Source organism: Pseudoalteromonas sp. CNC9-20, assembly GCF_022347875.1.
Lineage (GTDB): Bacteria > Pseudomonadota > Gammaproteobacteria > Enterobacterales > Alteromonadaceae > Pseudoalteromonas > Pseudoalteromonas ruthenica.
This window is the reverse complement of sequence record NZ_JAKRFS010000004.1, coordinates 342388-357745: the sequence shown is the minus strand read 5'-3', so window position 1 is coordinate 357745 and position 15358 is coordinate 342388. Positions and strand designations below refer to the sequence as shown.

General features: G+C 47.3%; 16 protein-coding genes. 8 read left to right on the top strand and 8 right to left on the bottom strand.

Annotation, left to right across the window (positions count from 1 at the left end; all coding sequences use genetic code 11):
- Positions 1–82: 82 nt before the first annotated feature.
- The 4 genes from gpsA to MHM89_RS12040 form a co-directional block, all read right to left on the bottom strand.
- Complete coding sequence (gene gpsA / locus MHM89_RS12055) at positions 83–1093, bottom strand: NAD(P)H-dependent glycerol-3-phosphate dehydrogenase (RefSeq protein WP_235419568.1); 1011 nt, start codon at positions 1091–1093, stop codon at positions 83–85.
- A 3-nt stretch (positions 1094–1096) separates the two neighbouring features.
- On the bottom strand, positions 1097–1567 hold the full coding sequence (gene secB / locus MHM89_RS12050) for a protein-export chaperone SecB (protein ID WP_138547076.1): 471 nt from the start codon (positions 1565–1567) through the stop codon (positions 1097–1099).
- A gap of 73 nt (positions 1568–1640) precedes the next feature.
- A complete protein-coding gene (gene grxC / locus MHM89_RS12045) occupies positions 1641–1898 on the bottom strand; it encodes a glutaredoxin 3 (protein WP_045979274.1) in 258 nt (85 codons plus the stop codon).
- A gap of 18 nt (positions 1899–1916) precedes the next feature.
- Entirely contained in the window at positions 1917–2348 is a 432-nt protein-coding gene (locus tag MHM89_RS12040; protein ID WP_022943381.1) for a rhodanese-like domain-containing protein, read from the bottom strand.
- Between the two features lie 223 nt (positions 2349–2571).
- On the opposite strand from MHM89_RS12040, the gene gpmM reads away from it, so the two are divergent.
- From gpmM to MHM89_RS12010, 6 genes are all read left to right on the top strand, one after another.
- Positions 2572–4107, top strand: a complete 1536-nt coding sequence (gpmM, locus tag MHM89_RS12035) for a 2,3-bisphosphoglycerate-independent phosphoglycerate mutase (protein WP_138508711.1) — start codon at positions 2572–2574, stop codon at positions 4105–4107.
- Positions 4108–4112: 5 nt separating this feature from the next.
- Positions 4113–5267: a peptidoglycan DD-metalloendopeptidase family protein gene (locus tag MHM89_RS12030; RefSeq protein WP_306669445.1), complete on the top strand. Its 1155-nt coding sequence runs from the start codon at positions 4113–4115 to the stop codon at positions 5265–5267.
- 33 nt (positions 5268–5300) lie between these two features.
- Positions 5301–6500, top strand: a complete 1200-nt coding sequence (locus MHM89_RS12025; RefSeq protein ID WP_052698197.1) for a S41 family peptidase — start codon at positions 5301–5303, stop codon at positions 6498–6500.
- 64 nt (positions 6501–6564) lie between these two features.
- On the top strand, positions 6565–7329 hold the full coding sequence (locus MHM89_RS12020; protein ID WP_051034422.1) for a divergent polysaccharide deacetylase family protein: 765 nt from the start codon (positions 6565–6567) through the stop codon (positions 7327–7329).
- Positions 7330–7590: 261 nt separating this feature from the next.
- On the top strand, positions 7591–7764 hold the full coding sequence (locus MHM89_RS12015; RefSeq protein ID WP_022943376.1) for a DUF1328 family protein: 174 nt from the start codon (positions 7591–7593) through the stop codon (positions 7762–7764).
- A gap of 109 nt (positions 7765–7873) precedes the next feature.
- Complete coding sequence (locus tag MHM89_RS12010; protein WP_022943375.1) at positions 7874–8071, top strand: hypothetical protein; 198 nt, start codon at positions 7874–7876, stop codon at positions 8069–8071.
- Positions 8072–8134: 63 nt separating this feature from the next.
- On the opposite strand, the gene tkt is transcribed toward MHM89_RS12010, so the two are convergent.
- Positions 8135–10126 carry a transketolase gene (tkt, locus tag MHM89_RS12005; RefSeq protein ID WP_239408901.1) on the bottom strand — a complete coding sequence of 664 codons (1992 nt, stop codon included), beginning with the start codon at positions 10124–10126 and terminating at the stop codon, positions 8135–8137.
- 367 nt (positions 10127–10493) lie between these two features.
- Between tkt and metK the strand changes: the two genes are divergently transcribed.
- Positions 10494–11645, top strand: coding sequence for a methionine adenosyltransferase (gene metK / locus MHM89_RS12000; RefSeq protein ID WP_022943373.1), 1152 nt, complete (start codon positions 10494–10496; stop codon positions 11643–11645).
- A gap of 75 nt (positions 11646–11720) precedes the next feature.
- Here the strand turns inward: metK and MHM89_RS11995 are convergent, their stop codons facing one another.
- Positions 11721–12368 (bottom strand): START domain-containing protein, encoded by a 648-nt coding sequence (locus MHM89_RS11995; RefSeq protein WP_239408900.1) that lies wholly within the window; start codon positions 12366–12368, stop codon positions 11721–11723.
- Positions 12343–13866, bottom strand: coding sequence for a CYTH and CHAD domain-containing protein (locus MHM89_RS11990; RefSeq protein WP_022943371.1), 1524 nt, complete (start codon positions 13864–13866; stop codon positions 12343–12345). The genes MHM89_RS11995 and MHM89_RS11990 overlap by 26 nt, the downstream gene beginning before the upstream one ends.
- Before the next feature lie 17 nt (positions 13867–13883).
- Between MHM89_RS11990 and MHM89_RS11985 the strand changes: the two genes are divergently transcribed.
- Complete coding sequence (locus tag MHM89_RS11985; RefSeq protein WP_235045712.1) at positions 13884–14660, top strand: TIGR04211 family SH3 domain-containing protein; 777 nt, start codon at positions 13884–13886, stop codon at positions 14658–14660.
- Positions 14661–14780: 120 nt separating this feature from the next.
- Here MHM89_RS11985 and MHM89_RS11980 read toward each other — a convergent pair whose 3' ends face one another.
- The gene (locus tag MHM89_RS11980) at positions 14781–15263 is read right to left on the bottom strand and encodes a winged helix-turn-helix transcriptional regulator (protein ID WP_022943369.1); all 483 of its coding nucleotides are present in this window, start codon (positions 15261–15263) and stop codon (positions 14781–14783) included.
- Positions 15264–15358 lie beyond the last annotated feature (95 nt).

Sequence of the window (15358 nt, the reverse complement as noted above, 5' to 3'; positions counted from 1 at the left end):
AATCCCTTTCCAATATAGTCGAATTTGCTCATAAAAAAAGCGCCATGCGATTGCATTGGCGCTTTTTACTTCATTTTAATGCTTACTCTGCACGCTGCTCGCGCCCTAAAAGAGCCATGGCAGCTTCTTTTACATTCTTATTTTCATATAAGACCTGGTAAATTTGCTCAGTAATTGGCATCTCGATACCGCTGCGTTTAGCCAGCATATACACTTCTTTGGTGTTACGGTACCCTTCTACGACCTGGCCTATTTGTTGCTGCGCAGACTCGACATCGAGCCCCTGCCCTAAAGCTAGACCAAAGCGACGGTTGCGCGACTGGTTGTCGGTACAGGTAAGAATCAAATCACCTAAACCTGCCATGCCCATGAAGGTTTCCGATTTGGCACCCAGTGCACAACCCAATCGGCATAACTCCGCTAAGCCCCGTGTGATCAACGCGGTTCGAGCATTCGCACCAAAACCAAAGCCGTCAGAAATCCCGGCGCCTATCGCAATGACATTTTTCACCGCACCACCTAATTGGATGCCGATGAAATCATTGTTTCGATAAACCCGGAACGAGCGTCCACAGTGCAACAAACCCGATAAGCGTTCACAAAACTCATCACTGGTGGCTGATACCGAAATAGCGGTAGGTAAACCGGCGGCCATTTCTTTGGCAAAGGTTGGCCCCGATAACACCGCTAAATCCATATCTTCGCCAAGATGCTGCTTAGCAACATCTTGAAGGAGGCGACCGGTGTTCGGTTCCAAACCTTTAGTTGCCCAAGCAACCTTGGCACCGCTGCGTAGCATGGGTGCGATGGTCTGCAATAGATCCGCAAAAGCATGGCTAGGTACGACCACCAAAACGATGTCGCTACTGGCAACAGCTGTTTGCAAATCACTTTGCATCTCTAGGCTATCAGGAAAAGCGATATCACCGAGGTACTGCTGATTCTTTCGCTCATCGGCTAAACGCTGTATATGGTCGCTATTGCGGCCCCAAAGAGTCACTTTGTGACCGTTTCGAGCAAAACAAATAGCAAGGGCGGTGCCATAAGACCCCGCCCCTAAAACCGTAACAGCGCTGGATGCTGAAGTGGTCATGACTTATGCGTCAGCTTGCTCAGCAGCTCGTTGCTGCATGTACTGGGCAAATAGCGCATCGAAGTTCACTGGTGCTAAGTTCAGCTGTGGGAAAGTACCACGATTCACCAAGTTTGATACAGCTTCACGCGCATAAGGGAACAACATATTAGGACAAAAAGCGCCCAACATATGAGCTTTTTGTACATCTTCCATTTCACCAATAGTGAAAATACCCGCTTGCTGGATTTCACATAGGAAAGCCGTCTCTTCACCCAGAGTCGCAGTGACTGTAACGGCAAGAACTACTTCATAAATGCCTTCATCAAGCTTATTTGAGCTGGTATCTAGATCTAATTTGACTTCTGGATCCCATTTCTTCTGAAAAATAGCTGGAGAGTTAGGTGTCTCGAAAGAGATATCTTTGGTGTAGATGCGTTGAATAGAGAATTGCGCCTGTTGTTCTTGTGCTGCGCCTTGATTTTGTTCTTCCATTGTTGTTCCTATCAATTCTTTTTGCAATAAATTAGCCGCGTGAGGACGCGGCAGCATATATGTTCGAAAGCAATTACGCGTTTAGCAGGGTGTTTAATTCGCCACTGGCTTCTAACGCCATCATATCATCACAGCCACCCACGTGATGCTCACCAATGAAAATCTGCGGCACCGTGTGCGCGCCATTTGCGCGGGTGAGCATTTCATCGCGTAGCTCTGGTTGTACACCGATGTCGAACTCAGTGTAAGTTACCTCTTTTTTATCCAGCAAGGCTTTCGCACGCTGACAAAAGGGGCAATAGGCTTTAGTGTATAATACAACGTTACTCATAAATGCTTCCTAATAAAGTTATCGGCCTGATACCACAGGCAGACCTGCGCTTTGCCAAGATTGCATTCCACCTGACAAAATAAATACGCTTTCAAAGCCTGCTTTATTCAAGCCATTGGCAATACCTGAAGCCGTCATGCCTGTCGCACATACCAATATAATGGGTTTGCTTTTGTACTTTTCAAGCGCACTAAAGTCACCCTGCTTTGCTTTTTCAGCGCTCAGGTGCACGGCATTAGAGATATGCCCAGCGTTGTAGTCCTTTTGCGCGCGAATATCCGTTACTACGGCATCTTCACGATTCACTAAAAGGGTTAATTGCTGTGGGTTAATCTGCTTGATGGCAGAAAACTTACTTTTAAACCACCCCGATATCAACATCGCGACGATCGCTAGCCAAATGATGCTTAAAATAGGATGGTTTCCGATAAATTCTATGTATTGTTCCATACGTCTTACTGTATTGTTCAAACCTTGCGGGCGGCACAAGTATACACACTTGCCTTCGACTTACCAATTGATGAAATATTTTCTACTGCTAAGGCGGATAAAAAACGGTAGGATACATTATAAGAGCGCAGTTCTGTGGTCACAGTGAACATCTATAGAGCTGTATTCTTAATAATTAGTATCAAGCAATTCATTTGTCGTGCCGACACTAGCAGGAGATCCAATGACACAGCCAAAGAAACCTCTCGTACTGATGATTCTGGACGGTTGGGGTTACCGTGAAAACAGCGAAAGTAATGCGATTTTAGCCGCCAACACCCCCGTTTTAGATAAGCTTTGGGAGCAGCGCCCGCACACTCTGATTTCCGGTTCTGGCATGGATGTTGGTTTGCCTGATGGGCAAATGGGCAACTCTGAAGTAGGTCATGTTAACCTCGGTGCTGGGCGTGTGGTATATCAAGATTTTACCCGCATTACCAAAGCCATCGACGATGGAACATTTGCTGATAATAAAGCGCTTACCACTGCGATAGATAATGCCGTAACAGCGAACAAAGCAGTGCATCTGATGGGGCTGTTAAGCCCAGGTGGCGTCCATAGCCACGAAGAACATATTATTGCCGCTATTGAGCTGGCTGCCGAGCGCGGCGCTGAGCATATTTATGTGCATGCCTTTTTAGATGGTCGTGATACGCCTCCACGCAGCGCTGAAGCATCACTTAAACGCATCGATGAAACATTCGCTCGCCTCGGTAAAGGTCGTATCGCCAGTGTTGTTGGGCGTTACTTCGCTATGGATCGTGATAATCGCTGGGATCGCATCGAAAGTGCATATAACTTGATGGTCCTCGGCGAAGCTGACTATCAAGCTGTAGATGCAGTGTCAGCGTTACATGCAGCCTATGAGCGTGATGAAAATGACGAATTTGTAAAAGCAACGACCATTGGCGACAGCCCCGCAACCATCAATGATGGTGATGCAGTGTTATTTATGAACTTCCGAGCGGATCGAGCGCGGCAGATGAGTCGCGCTTTTGTTGATGCCGAATTTAATGGCTTCAGTAAAAAGAAAGCGCCGCAATTAAGCGGTTTCGTTATGCTGACTGAATATGCTGCAGACATCAAGGCGCCTGTGGCATTTCCACCAGAGCCACTCAATAATGTGCTGGGTGAGTGGCTTGCCAAACATAACAAAACGCAACTTCGCATTTCAGAAACAGAAAAATACGCTCATGTGACCTTCTTTTTCAGCGGCGGTCGGGAGCAAGAGTTTGATGGTGAAAGCCGTGAACTTATCCCCTCGCCGGATGTTGCTACCTATGACTTACAACCAGAAATGAACTCTCAACTGCTAACCGACAAACTAGTGGCGGCTATTCAAAGCAACAAGTATGACGTCATTATTTGTAATTATCCTAATGGCGATATGGTTGGCCACTCAGGCGTATTTGCAGCAGCCGTAAAAGCTTGTGAAGCTGTCGACAGCTGTATTGGCCGCGTGGTGGAAGCGTTAGAGCAAGTCGGTGGCGAGGCCTTAATTACCGCCGATCACGGTAATGCCGAGCAAATGGTAAATCCACAGACTGGTCAAGCGCATACCGCCCACACCAGCGAGCCTGTGCCATTCATTTACGTTGGCCGTGATGCTCAAGCTATTGATGGCAAAACGCTCAGTGACGTAGCTCCCACTATGTTGCACCTATTAGGCATGGAGCAGCCAGAAGAAATGACTGGTTCACCCATCATGCGTCTTAAGTAATCTCGATGCCGATGGTTTTATTGAGTCACAAACGTCAAAAAGTGTCGCTACTGTGCGCGACGCTTTTGGCGTTCCTAAGCTTCAATAGTTTTGCTAACGAGAACCGTACCAAGCAAGACTTAACCGAAGTCCAACAAGAGTTAAAAAAGAGCCAACAAAATTATCAGCAGCAGCAACGCTCGCTGGATAAGTTACAGAGCCAACTCAAGAACTCAGAGCAAGCTATCGCTGCAAATGCGAAGGAGTTACGTGCGCTCGATAACAAACTCGCAGACAACGAACGGCAACACCAAAAGTTACAACAACAGGCTGAACAGCTGGAGTCGCGTCGTAAAAAGCTTGATAAAGTTCTTGCAGCCCAAGTAAAGAGCGCCTACATGGTGGGTGGGCACGATTATTCAAAGATGCTGTTAAACCAACAAGACACAGCCAAGCTAGAGCGCACCATTAGCTATTACGACTATTTCAACAAAGCCCGTTTGCAACAGCTTGAAGCGTTACAACAAACAATGCGCGAAATAGCGCAAAACCAAGCAGCGCTGCAACAAAACAGACAACAACTGGCGAAGCTACGCGAGCAAGAACAACAGCAGCAACAGCAATTAGTTGCCGCGAAAGCACAGCGACAATCTCAGGTCCAAGAGCTACAAGGTAAATTAAATCAACTGCAAAGCTCAATAGCGTATTTAAAAGATAACGAGCAGACCTTACTGGATACCTTAGCAGAGCTAGAGCGCAGTAAAGACCGCCAAGTAGCTATGTTAGGTCTGGGTAGCAGTAAAGGAAAATTAACTTGGCCGACACGGGGTAAGCTTACCCACCGCTTTGGCACCCGTAAACGCCAAGGGTTCAATTGGAAAGGAGTGGTGATCGCAGCCAGTGAAGGGAGCAGTATAACCAGTATAGAGGATGGCCAAGTGGTCTTTGCTGACTGGCTAAGAGGTTTTGGTTGGGTCATGGTGGTCGATCACGGCAAAGGTTATATGAGCCTGTATGGCCACGCTCAAGCACTACTCAAAGAAGTGGGCGATCCGGTTTATAAAGGCGAAACAATCGCTTTAGTAGGCCAGAGCGGCGGTCAAATTGATCCTGGTCTATACTTTGAAATACGCCACAAAGGACGTGCCGTTAACCCAACGACATGGTGCAAATCCTCCTAATTGAATAGAGGCTGCACCTCAAGGGGGCAGCCGATGTTTGTATTCACAACTTACCTATACAGGCGCTTGTTACTGGGGCTCAGTTTTTTAGCCTTAGTGGTACTAGCGCCTGCCTCATTGGCAAAGGACAGCCAACTCGATGAAGTGCTTTTCCACATCAACAACTACTACGTTGAGGAAGTGGATCGCGACAAGTTAGACCAACATGTACTCAGCAGTTTATTACAAGAGCTTGACCCATATAGCGAGTTCCTTGATGAGCAAGAGTTAAAACGATTATTCGATGTTACCAATGGCCAATACAAGGGCTTGGGTATCGAGGTAGAACAGCGTGATAAACATGTAGTGGTGATCTCCGCTCTACCCAACTCACCCGCTCGGGCCGCTGGCTTACAGCGTGGTGATGTTATCGTCTCTATCAATGGCACTAAGGTGAATAACACTACCTTAGAAGAAGTCTCAGCTCTGATCAGCAGTCGTGAAGATGGGCAAGTGCATTTAGCCGTTGCTCGCGCAGGCCACTCACAACGCCTCGACTTTCAGCTTACCCGACAGCCTATCCACATTGAAAGCGTCGCCAGTGAGCTCAAGGCCAATGGTATGGGCTACTTACGTATTAATAGCTTCAACAATCATAGCTTTCATGATGTCGCGCGTCACATCACCATGATGCAAAACGCCAACGGCGCCATACTCAACGGTTTGCTAATTGACCTGCGTGACAACCCAGGCGGTACCCTCGACAGTGCCATTGCCATTGCCGATTTATTTTTGTCTCAAGGTGTTATCGTCTCTACTCGAGGTCGCTTTGTGGAGGCTAATCAACGCTTTGAAGCGAAAGCAGGGGACATAATTCAAGGCGCCCCCATGGTCGTGCTGATCAATGAGGGCTCTGCTTCCGCTGCAGAAATTGTTGCCGGTGCGCTCAAGGATAATGACCGGGCAACCGTGGTAGGGACTCGCTCCTATGGTAAAGGGTCGGTGCAGTCATTGATCCCCTTAGGCGATGGCCGCAGTGCTTTGAAGCTGACCACAGCGAAGTACTATACCCCCTCTGGCGTGTCCATTGAGGGGACTGGCATCGTACCTGATGTGCCGATATTGCAACCTGCCCTTTCGCAATCAAATAAAGAAGTTATAATCAGCTTAGCTGAGGGGCAAAGTGCGCATAAAAACTTAACCGCACTGCTTGATAAACAATTACTAAAAGCTCAGCAACTATTAGAACAATAAAAACGCAGGCTCGGCTTTAAGCACGGGCCTGCACACTAATCATCAACAAAGATAAAAACACATTGTGCGCTTTTTAATATGGACTACGTTGTGTGTGCTGGTGCTCTTATCACCAGTACATGCGAAGCAAATCGCTATTGTCATTGATGACATCGGCTATCATCGTAACGACATGGCTGCCTTGCACTTGCCTGGCGCTGTGACCTATTCGGTGCTCCCTTTTACTCCTTACGCCACTCACTTTGCTCAACAGGCAGGGGCCTTAGATAAAGAGGTGCTTTTGCATGCCCCCATGCAAGCCATAAACGGTAAAGCGTTAGGGCCTGGGGGGCTGACAATGGATATGTCAAAAGAAGCTTTCCAACACGAGTTACGCAAGGCATTAGCTAGCCTACCCAATGCGCGCGGCGTCAATAATCACATGGGCTCGCTGCTAACACAGCAAAATGCGCCGATGAGCTGGACTATGGAAGTGCTAAAAGAGCAAGATTTGTTTTTTCTCGACAGTAAAACAACTCCCAATTCAAAAGCGCAAACAATTGCCGGGCTATACGGTGTCAGCAATATTGCTCGCCATGTTTTTCTCGACAATATTACCACCGAGCAGCAACTACGTTATCGCTTTGAGCAGTTAAAGACTCTCGCTGATAAGTATGACTACGCAGTTGCAATTGCTCACCCCTACCCCGAAACGTTTGCGTTCTTGCAACAGGCATTGCAAGAACTCGAGGGTGAAGGTTTCCAACTTGTGCCTTTATCTCAGCTAGTGCAGCAGCGCACAATTCGACTTGCTCAGGCCGATAAAAAAAGTGTAACCGAGGAAGAGTAGAGGCCTCTAAAACAATCATAGGTGGCATGACTGCTGATGACTGGGTTCTGGTGCCGATAAATCACCTCCTCCGTATTCAGCACCTGCCCAAGTGCTTGTTCTATGAACATAAAATTAATCTGTATCTTTTACACAAACAGTGAAAGCTTTTCTTTTCCCCTAGTCCACAAAAAACAACAAATTCATTAAAATCAACACCTTAAAAATTGGCATGGACTTAGCAACGTATATTCCGAAACGCAAATCTATGGAGGGTACATTATGTTAGGTTGGTCAATTGCATTTTTAGTTATCGCTTTGGTCGCAGCACTTTTAGGTTTCGGTGGCATTGCTGGCGCAGCCGCTGGCATCGCTAAAATTATTTTCTTTGTATTCTTGGTACTGCTGGTTATCTCCCTTGTTGCTGGCGCCATTCGTGGTAAAGCGCCAAGGTAGGTATTAATTTTACAGTACAAGCGGTCACAGGTGGGATGAAACCCGCGACCGCAACCAAAACACGTTATTTGAATCCAGATTTAAAGAGTTAATATTCAAGGAGAGTTCTATGTTTAATCATTCAGCAACAAAAGCATTTATCGCTACATTATTTGCCGCAGTATTCGCTATGGGCTGTGAAGACAGTGGCGGTGCCGAAGAGGCAGGTGAAAAGATTGATGAGGCGATCACTGACACTCAAAACGCGGTTGAAGACGCGTGTGAAAATGTTAAAGAAAACGCCGGTGCAGAAGAAACAAACTGCTAATACAGGCTTATCTTCAAACAAAAAACCCGCGAAGTTCGCGGGTTTTTTTACGTCTCTAATTATTTAAAACTGACTGTTGGCCGCCGCAACCACATTGTCTACGGTGAAGCCAAAGTGCTTAAACAATTCGCCCGCTGGCGCTGATTCACCAAAGCTCGTCATGCCGATAACTTTGCCATTCAAACCAACATACTTGTACCAGAAGTCGGCAATGCCTGCCTCCACGGCGACACGGCGAGTCACACTGCTGGGTAGGACACTTTCTTTGTACTGTGCGTCTTGTTGATCGAACAAGTCCGTTGATGGCATAGACACCACGCGTACCTGACGACCTTGAGCGCGAAGCTCAGAAGCTGCATCCATAGCAAGTTGTACTTCCGAGCCTGTGGCAATCAGGATAACTTCTGGCTCGCCATCACAGGTTAATACATACCCACCTTTTTTCACATCAGCAAGCTGCTGCGCATCGCGTGCTTGCTGAGCAAGACCTTGACGCGTAAAGACCAGCGACGTTGGCCCATCTTTGCGCTCAATCGCTTGCTGCCACGCAATGGCTGACTCAACTTGGTCACATGGACGCCAATTCACTAGATTCGGTGTATAACGTAGGCTCGCCATTTGCTCAACCGGTTGGTGAGTCGGTCCATCTTCACCCAGGCCGATGGAATCGTGGGTGTAAACAAAGATGCTAGGCGTCTTCATTAGTGCAGCCATGCGCACCGCATTGCGTGCATACTCCATAAACATCAAAAAGGTTGCACCGTAAGGAATGAAACCTTTGTGCAGGGCAATGCCATTCATAATGGCGGACATGCCAAATTCACGCACCCCATAGAAAATATAGTTACCTGACGCGTCGTCTTTACTAAGGCCTTTTGAACCACTCCAAATAGTTAAGTTCGATCCGGCCAAATCGGCTGAGCCGCCCATAAACTCGGGTAGCATGGGACCAAAGGTATTCAAGGCATTTTGCGATGCCTTACGTGTTGCTGGGCTATCAGGGTTTGCTTGTAACTGCTCAATATAGGCTTGCGACTTCTCAGCCCAGTCAGCAGGCAGTTCGCCATTTTGGCGACGTTCAAACTCCGCAGCAAGCTCAGGGTATGCCGCCTTGTATGCCGCAAACTTATCCTGCCAACTTTGCTCTGCTTGCGTGCCCTTCTCTTTAGCATCCCACTGTTGATAGATATCATCAGGAATCGCAAAGGCGTCATGAGACCAACCTAAGAACTCGCGCGCAGCTTTAATTTCATCATCGCCCAACGGCGCACCGTGGCAATCATGGCTTCCTGATTTATTCGGAGAGCCGTAACCAATCACTGTTTTACAACAGATAAGCGTTGGCTTGTCACCTCGGGCGCGGCCTTCATCAATAGCAGCGCGAATAGCCTCGCTATCGTGGCCATCAACATTACGCACCACGTGCCAGCCGTAAGACTCAAAACGCGCGGGAGTGTCGTCACTAAACCAGCCTTCTACCTCACCATCAATAGAAATACCATTGTCGTCCCAAAACGCAATCAACTTACCAAGGCCTAGAGTTCCTGCAAGCGAACACGCCTCGTGAGAAATCCCTTCCATCAAGCAGCCGTCGCCCATAAAAGCGTAAGTATAGTGATCAACAATTTCATGGTCAGCGCGATTAAATTGAGCAGCAAGGGCTTTCTCCGCGATTGCCATCCCTACCGCATTGGTGATCCCCTGTCCAAGCGGGCCCGTAGTAGTCTCAATACCCGGAGCGTAACCGTATTCAGGGTGGCCCGGAGTTTTTGAATGAAGCTGACGGAAGTTTTTAATTTCCTCAATAGGAAGTTCATAGCCGCTTAAGTGTAAAAGCGAATAAATCAGCATTGAACCGTGGCCATTTGAGAGAATAAATCGGTCACGGTCAGCCCAGTTAGGGTTGCTCGGGTTATGCTTAAGATAATCGCGCCACAGTACTTCGGCGATATCGGCCATGCCCATCGGGGCACCCGGATGACCTGATTTAGCTTGTTGAACCGCGTCCATGGAAAGCACGCGAATGGCGTTTGCAAGTTCTTTGCGTGATGGCATGAATTCTCCTACCTTTAAATGTATTTGCGCTGGGGCTTCACTCGCGCTCATGCTGGCGCGGGTAAAGAATAAGACGAAAGCCCATTCTTACTTATTCATCTGCCCCCTGCAATTAAAAATTGGGCATCGAACGAGTAACTTTAGAATTACTCATAACGAATAAAAATACTGATAACTAAAAGAGTACAAAAACACCAAGCAATAAAGGTCAAAAGACCGCTATACAATCAATTTTATTTAGACGTCTAGGCGTAAAAAGCTAGGAAATCACCTGTGATTTAGCTAGAATACGCGCCTTAATTTATGCTGCGCTCAACCCAGTGGCTGGTATGATCTTGGGAAGCGCGATACTTGTGAGCAGAAACTTATGGCAAAACATTTATTTACTTCTGAGTCTGTGTCTGAAGGACACCCGGATAAAATCGCTGACCAAATTTCTGATGCGGTACTCGATGCTATTTTGGCGCAAGATCCCCATGCCCGTGTAGCCTGCGAAACCTATGTGAAGACCGGTATGGTGATGGTGGGTGGTGAAGTCACAACCAGTGCTTGGGTCGACATCGAAGAGTTAACGCGCAAAACCGTGCGTGAAATTGGCTACACCCATTCCGATATGGGCTTTGATGCCGACTCATGTGCAATTCTAAACACCATTGGTAAGCAGTCTCCTGATATTAATCAAGGTGTTGACCGCGCTCGTCCAGAAGAGCAAGGTGCAGGTGACCAAGGCTTGATGTTTGGTTATGCCTGTAATGAAACTGACGTGCTCATGCCAGCGCCCATTACCTATTCACACCGCTTGGTACAACGCCAAGCCGAAGTGCGCAAAAATGGTGAATTACCGTGGTTACGCCCAGACGCCAAGTCACAGGTGACCTTTGCTTATGAGAATGGCAAGGCCGTTGGTATCGATGCCGTCGTGCTGTCAACGCAACACTGCGATTCTATTGCGCAAGATGACTTGGTTGAAGCAGTCATGGAGACCATTATCAAACCAACGCTACCGGCAGAGCTTATTACCGATGCGACTAAGTTCTTCATTAACCCCACAGGACGCTTCGTGATCGGTGGCCCTATGGGGGATTGCGGCTTAACTGGTCGTAAAATCATCGTTGATACTTATGGCGGTATGGCACGTCACGGTGGTGGCGCATTCTCAGGTAAAGATCCATCGAAAGTGGACCGCTCTGCCGCTTACGCAGCACGTTACGTTGCCAAAAATATAGTCGCGGCCGGCCTGGCCGATAAATGCGAAATCCAAGTGTCTTATGCCATTGGCGTTGCCGAGCCAACCTCCATCAGTGTTGAAACCTTTGGCACTGGCAAATTAGACGAAACGCGTTTAATCGAACTGATCCGCAAGCATTTCGACTTACGTCCTTATGGTTTAATTCAAATGCTTGATTTAGAACGTCCGATTTATCAGCCTACAGCGGCTTACGGCCACTTTGGTCGCAATGAATTCCCATGGGAAGCGACCGATAAAGCACAGGCACTTAAAGCCGACGCTGGATTATAAGTGAATTACCTATAAGTTAATTGAAAAGCGCCTATATGGCGCTTTTTTTTATAGCTATAACCCCACTCTCGGCAGTTAATCCTCGCCGCAATCGCCGGCACTGATTGGCGCAACTTGCAGAGCCTGTACTGCTGCTAACTGACTTTTCAAGCTCATCATAGTTTTAGATACACTTTTCAACGATACTTTATTACTGAGCCAGCGTGGAAGCTTACCACCTGGGTCGGCAAAAACCTGATAGCGGATAAGTAAGCCGTCGTCTTGCTGCGTCATTCGCCAGTTAGCAGTCAAGGTTGTGGTGCGTACCCTATCACTTTTACGAGCGATATTTGGGTTATAGGCATGCACCCGTAACTCAGTGGTATAGTCATTGACACGCTGATAGCAACTTTGTGTATAGAGCTCCCTATCAGCAACGGGCCAAGGCGAATTAATCACCGTGTATACGCGGTTGCGATTACCTTGCGAGTGCAAAAGACGAACTTCTTGTACTGCATGCAACCACTGCGATGCTTGTTGGGTGTTATACAGTAGCGTCAGTAACTGAGCTGTGCGGGCGTCGGCAACGAAAAGCTCAGCATAAATATGGTAGATACCATCTTTACTGACGGTATAGACCACTTTCAAATCAGGGAGGTTTTTATAATTCCGCCAAGGTTGGATTTCAGCCCCAGCTGCAAAGCTGAGGCTAAGTAGGCTAATCGCGCCAATAAGGTTGAACATCACGAGTCGCTTCTCGGCTTTGCTCCATGGCACTCAACAGACTATCGGTTTTTTGCGTCAACCAAGCCTGAATTTTGATGAATTGCTCGCTCTCATTACCTTGGCACAGCTGACCGAGGTAATCGAGGGTGAATAATTCAAAAGTGCCGTGCACAATATCTAGCCATGGCGCCCGAAAGCTCATGCGCAAAGACTCATCAAACAATGCGCCCAAACAACAGCCACTTAAAAGATTGCGTTCCAAGCGCTGCTTAAGCTGTAAGTATTGCTCGCTGGCTAGCGGCTGTTGAGGCTCAACGAGCTCTTTCATTTCCTGCCAATCATAGTCGAGTAGCCGTGCCGCCAGATCATGAATTGGCTGTTCACCAGCCTGAAGTTGCGCTTGCCCCCATGATTGTCGCCACCCTCGCTCGGTCAACCAGATTGTTAAATCTAACAACAGCAGGTTATAGCGTGTGCTAGTGAATATAGCCTGGACATCGTCAATGCTTGGTTGGATGGATTTTAGATCGCCTATCACCTGAGTCAGCTCTGGTGCTGCATTGATTTTCTTATAATAAGCATGCTTTTTCGAGGTAAAGGTCTTCAGTTGAATCGCCGTCTCGACCCAACTTAATTCGCTCAGTAACCACTTAAGTTCGCCGCGCAGACGCTCGGTCGCTTGTTTTTCAACGATATCGCTGAATAACCACAAACTATGGCGAATAAGACTGACACCGTCGGTTACCCGTTTCAGTGTTTTAAGGGTCGGCTTTTGGAAATAACATTGTTCGTGTTTTTGTACAAAAGCAATGCCATAACTCAAGCACTTCTCCAGTGCCCGCTCTTGGCTGTCATCGTTGCTCAGCGGCACAAGGCCAATCTCTTTACTGGCTTTGAGCGGCTGATCGTCCGCCAACCGATAACCTCGAGCTGCCTTTGAGTAATAGCCCATGCGAAGAGGCAGGTTATCGATTAATTTTTCAGCTAGGGAAAACAGCTCACTGCGCTCCCCCTTTACTAATTCAATCTCAAGTTCGCAAATCGGCTCTACATTGGCGTTAGCCGATACCTCCCCCTTATCCAGCACCACTTCAATTTCAGTCCCAGCTTGGGTTTCAACTAACCAAGTACGACGAATAAAGTTAGTACTAAATAGCGGATAGAGATTGTCGGCTAACGCGTCCACTTGCACCCCATGAGGCCAAATACTGGCATCAAAATCGTGCAGCTCTGGACGATTTCCGTCAATAGGCAAATTGTACTCTGGACGCTGGTGTAGACCACCCACGTTCTCACCTGCAAGCTTAATGGTTTGCTCACAAATGCCGTCACAACAGCGAGTGCGAAGACCAATATCTAATGCTCTAAGCTCTCGGCTCGGGGTGTCGAAATAAGCATTTTGCAGGTTGCGTGCGGGTTTATTTTTTACGGTTTTTGCAAACTGGGTAATGAGTGCGGGTATGGACGGTATCACCGCCTCGGAAACTAAAAACTTAAGCTCTATCTCAGTGTCCATGCGCTATAGGAAGACCAATGAAATCGTCAAAAGCACAACATAAACAAAGCCGCCTACGAATGCAAACATTTTGCCATTTGGCTGTGCTATTTTGCCCCTTTACTAGCGTCGGTGAGTTACAAAATCACCCTTGCCAATCACTGCGCCAACCCATACTATGCTGGGATTGGAGAAATTATTTACGTAAAACAAGGTTAAGTTGGATGGTCAAACACGCCTGTGTCGCGCTTGCTTTTATGCTCAGCGCATTGTTCACCACCGCAGCACACGCAGAACAAGGCACCGCCTATATCAGTGATGAACTGTATATCTTTATGCACTCTGGAGCAGGTAAAAACTACCGCATTTTAGGTTCAGTTGATGCGGGCACGCCAGTGACACTGGTGAGCGGTGAAGAAAATAACGGCTTTCTCGAGATAATCGATGATAAACAGCGCCAAGGCTGGGTTGAAACTAAGTTCATCAACCAAGATAAAAGCTTGAAGATTCAATATCAGGAACTTGGTGAGCAGCTGGCACAAACTCAACAGGCATTGCGCAATGCCCAAGCACAGCTTCCCGAGCTACAAACGCTGAATCGCGACTTGCAGGAGCAAGCCCAGCAGTTGCAAGCTCAACTAGATCAAGCGATTGCCGAGCGCGACGCGCTTAATGCTAAACAACAAGGTTTAAAGGCCAAAGAAAAGCGACAGTTACTCACCTACGGTGGGGCAATTGCATTTATTGGTCTATTCTTAGGAATAATCCTCACCGTTATCTTGTCGCGCCGCAAGCGCTATGACGGATGGGCATAATCATTATTTTCAATTTGCATTGAGCCAAAAAGAGCACCTAGGTGCTCTTTTTTTTGCCAGCCGCTAATAGCGCTATTCGTAAACTCTATATTACAGCTTGTGTTTGCATGCTCAGGGCATTCACAGCTCGATACTGAGCCCAGTATCTTCTTTTACTTTTTCAATCACCATGTACGTATGATGCGTACCGACCCCAGGAATATCCACTAAATCTCCCAGTACTTGGCGGTATTCGTTCATATCACTGACACGCACCTTGAGTAAGTAGTCGTAGCCTCCAGCAACCATATCGCACTCCACTACTTGTGGTGTATTGAGGATATGCTCTTTAAAAGTTTTAAATACCGAAGTATTAGATGTCACTAACGACACCTGCACATGGGCCAATAAACTTTGGTTTAATTTTTGCTCACTGAGCTTAGCATGATAGCCTTCAATAAAGCCTTCTGATTCGAGCCGTTTTACACGGTCGAGGCAAGGGCTAGGACTGAGGTTAACTTGCTTAGCTAAATTGACGTTAGAGATCCGACCATTGCGTTGTAAAACGTCGAGAATAGCGAGATCGATTCGGTCTAAGGTGCGAGGTTTAGCTGTTAAAGACATAGCAGCATTTTATACGGACAACGAAGAAATATGCCCTGTAAATTATCGTATTTCGAAAAATTAAACCAGCATATTCTGCGGCATTTTCATTAGAA

Bases quoted from the DNA above. Each gene is read 5' to 3' on its own strand.
- MHM89_RS11990 (WP_022943371.1), bottom strand. From the start codon at position 13,866: ATGGACACTGAGATAGAGCTTAAGTTTTTAGTTTCCGAGGCGGTGATA.
- MHM89_RS11995 (WP_239408900.1), bottom strand. From the start codon at position 12,368: ATGTTCAACCTTATTGGCGCGATTAGCCTACTTAGCCTCAGCTTTGCA.
- tkt (WP_239408901.1), bottom strand. From the start codon at position 10,126: ATGCCATCACGCAAAGAACTTGCAAACGCCATTCGCGTGCTTTCCATG.
- MHM89_RS11985 (WP_235045712.1), top strand. From the start codon at position 13,884: ATGAAATCGTCAAAAGCACAACATAAACAAAGCCGCCTACGAATGCAA.
- gpmM (WP_138508711.1), top strand. From the start codon at position 2,572: ATGACACAGCCAAAGAAACCTCTCGTACTGATGATTCTGGACGGTTGG.
- MHM89_RS12025 (WP_052698197.1), top strand. From the start codon at position 5,301: ATGTTTGTATTCACAACTTACCTATACAGGCGCTTGTTACTGGGGCTC.
- MHM89_RS12040 (WP_022943381.1), bottom strand. From the start codon at position 2,348: ATGGAACAATACATAGAATTTATCGGAAACCATCCTATTTTAAGCATC.
- grxC (WP_045979274.1), bottom strand. From the start codon at position 1,898: ATGAGTAACGTTGTATTATACACTAAAGCCTATTGCCCCTTTTGTCAG.
- MHM89_RS12010 (WP_022943375.1), top strand. From the start codon at position 7,874: ATGTTTAATCATTCAGCAACAAAAGCATTTATCGCTACATTATTTGCC.
- MHM89_RS12030 (WP_306669445.1), top strand. From the start codon at position 4,113: ATGCCGATGGTTTTATTGAGTCACAAACGTCAAAAAGTGTCGCTACTG.
- MHM89_RS12015 (WP_022943376.1), top strand. From the start codon at position 7,591: ATGTTAGGTTGGTCAATTGCATTTTTAGTTATCGCTTTGGTCGCAGCA.
- secB (WP_138547076.1), bottom strand. From the start codon at position 1,567: ATGGAAGAACAAAATCAAGGCGCAGCACAAGAACAACAGGCGCAATTC.
- metK (WP_022943373.1), top strand. From the start codon at position 10,494: ATGGCAAAACATTTATTTACTTCTGAGTCTGTGTCTGAAGGACACCCG.
- gpsA (WP_235419568.1), bottom strand. From the start codon at position 1,093: ATGACCACTTCAGCATCCAGCGCTGTTACGGTTTTAGGGGCGGGGTCT.
- MHM89_RS11980 (WP_022943369.1), bottom strand. From the start codon at position 15,263: ATGTCTTTAACAGCTAAACCTCGCACCTTAGACCGAATCGATCTCGCT.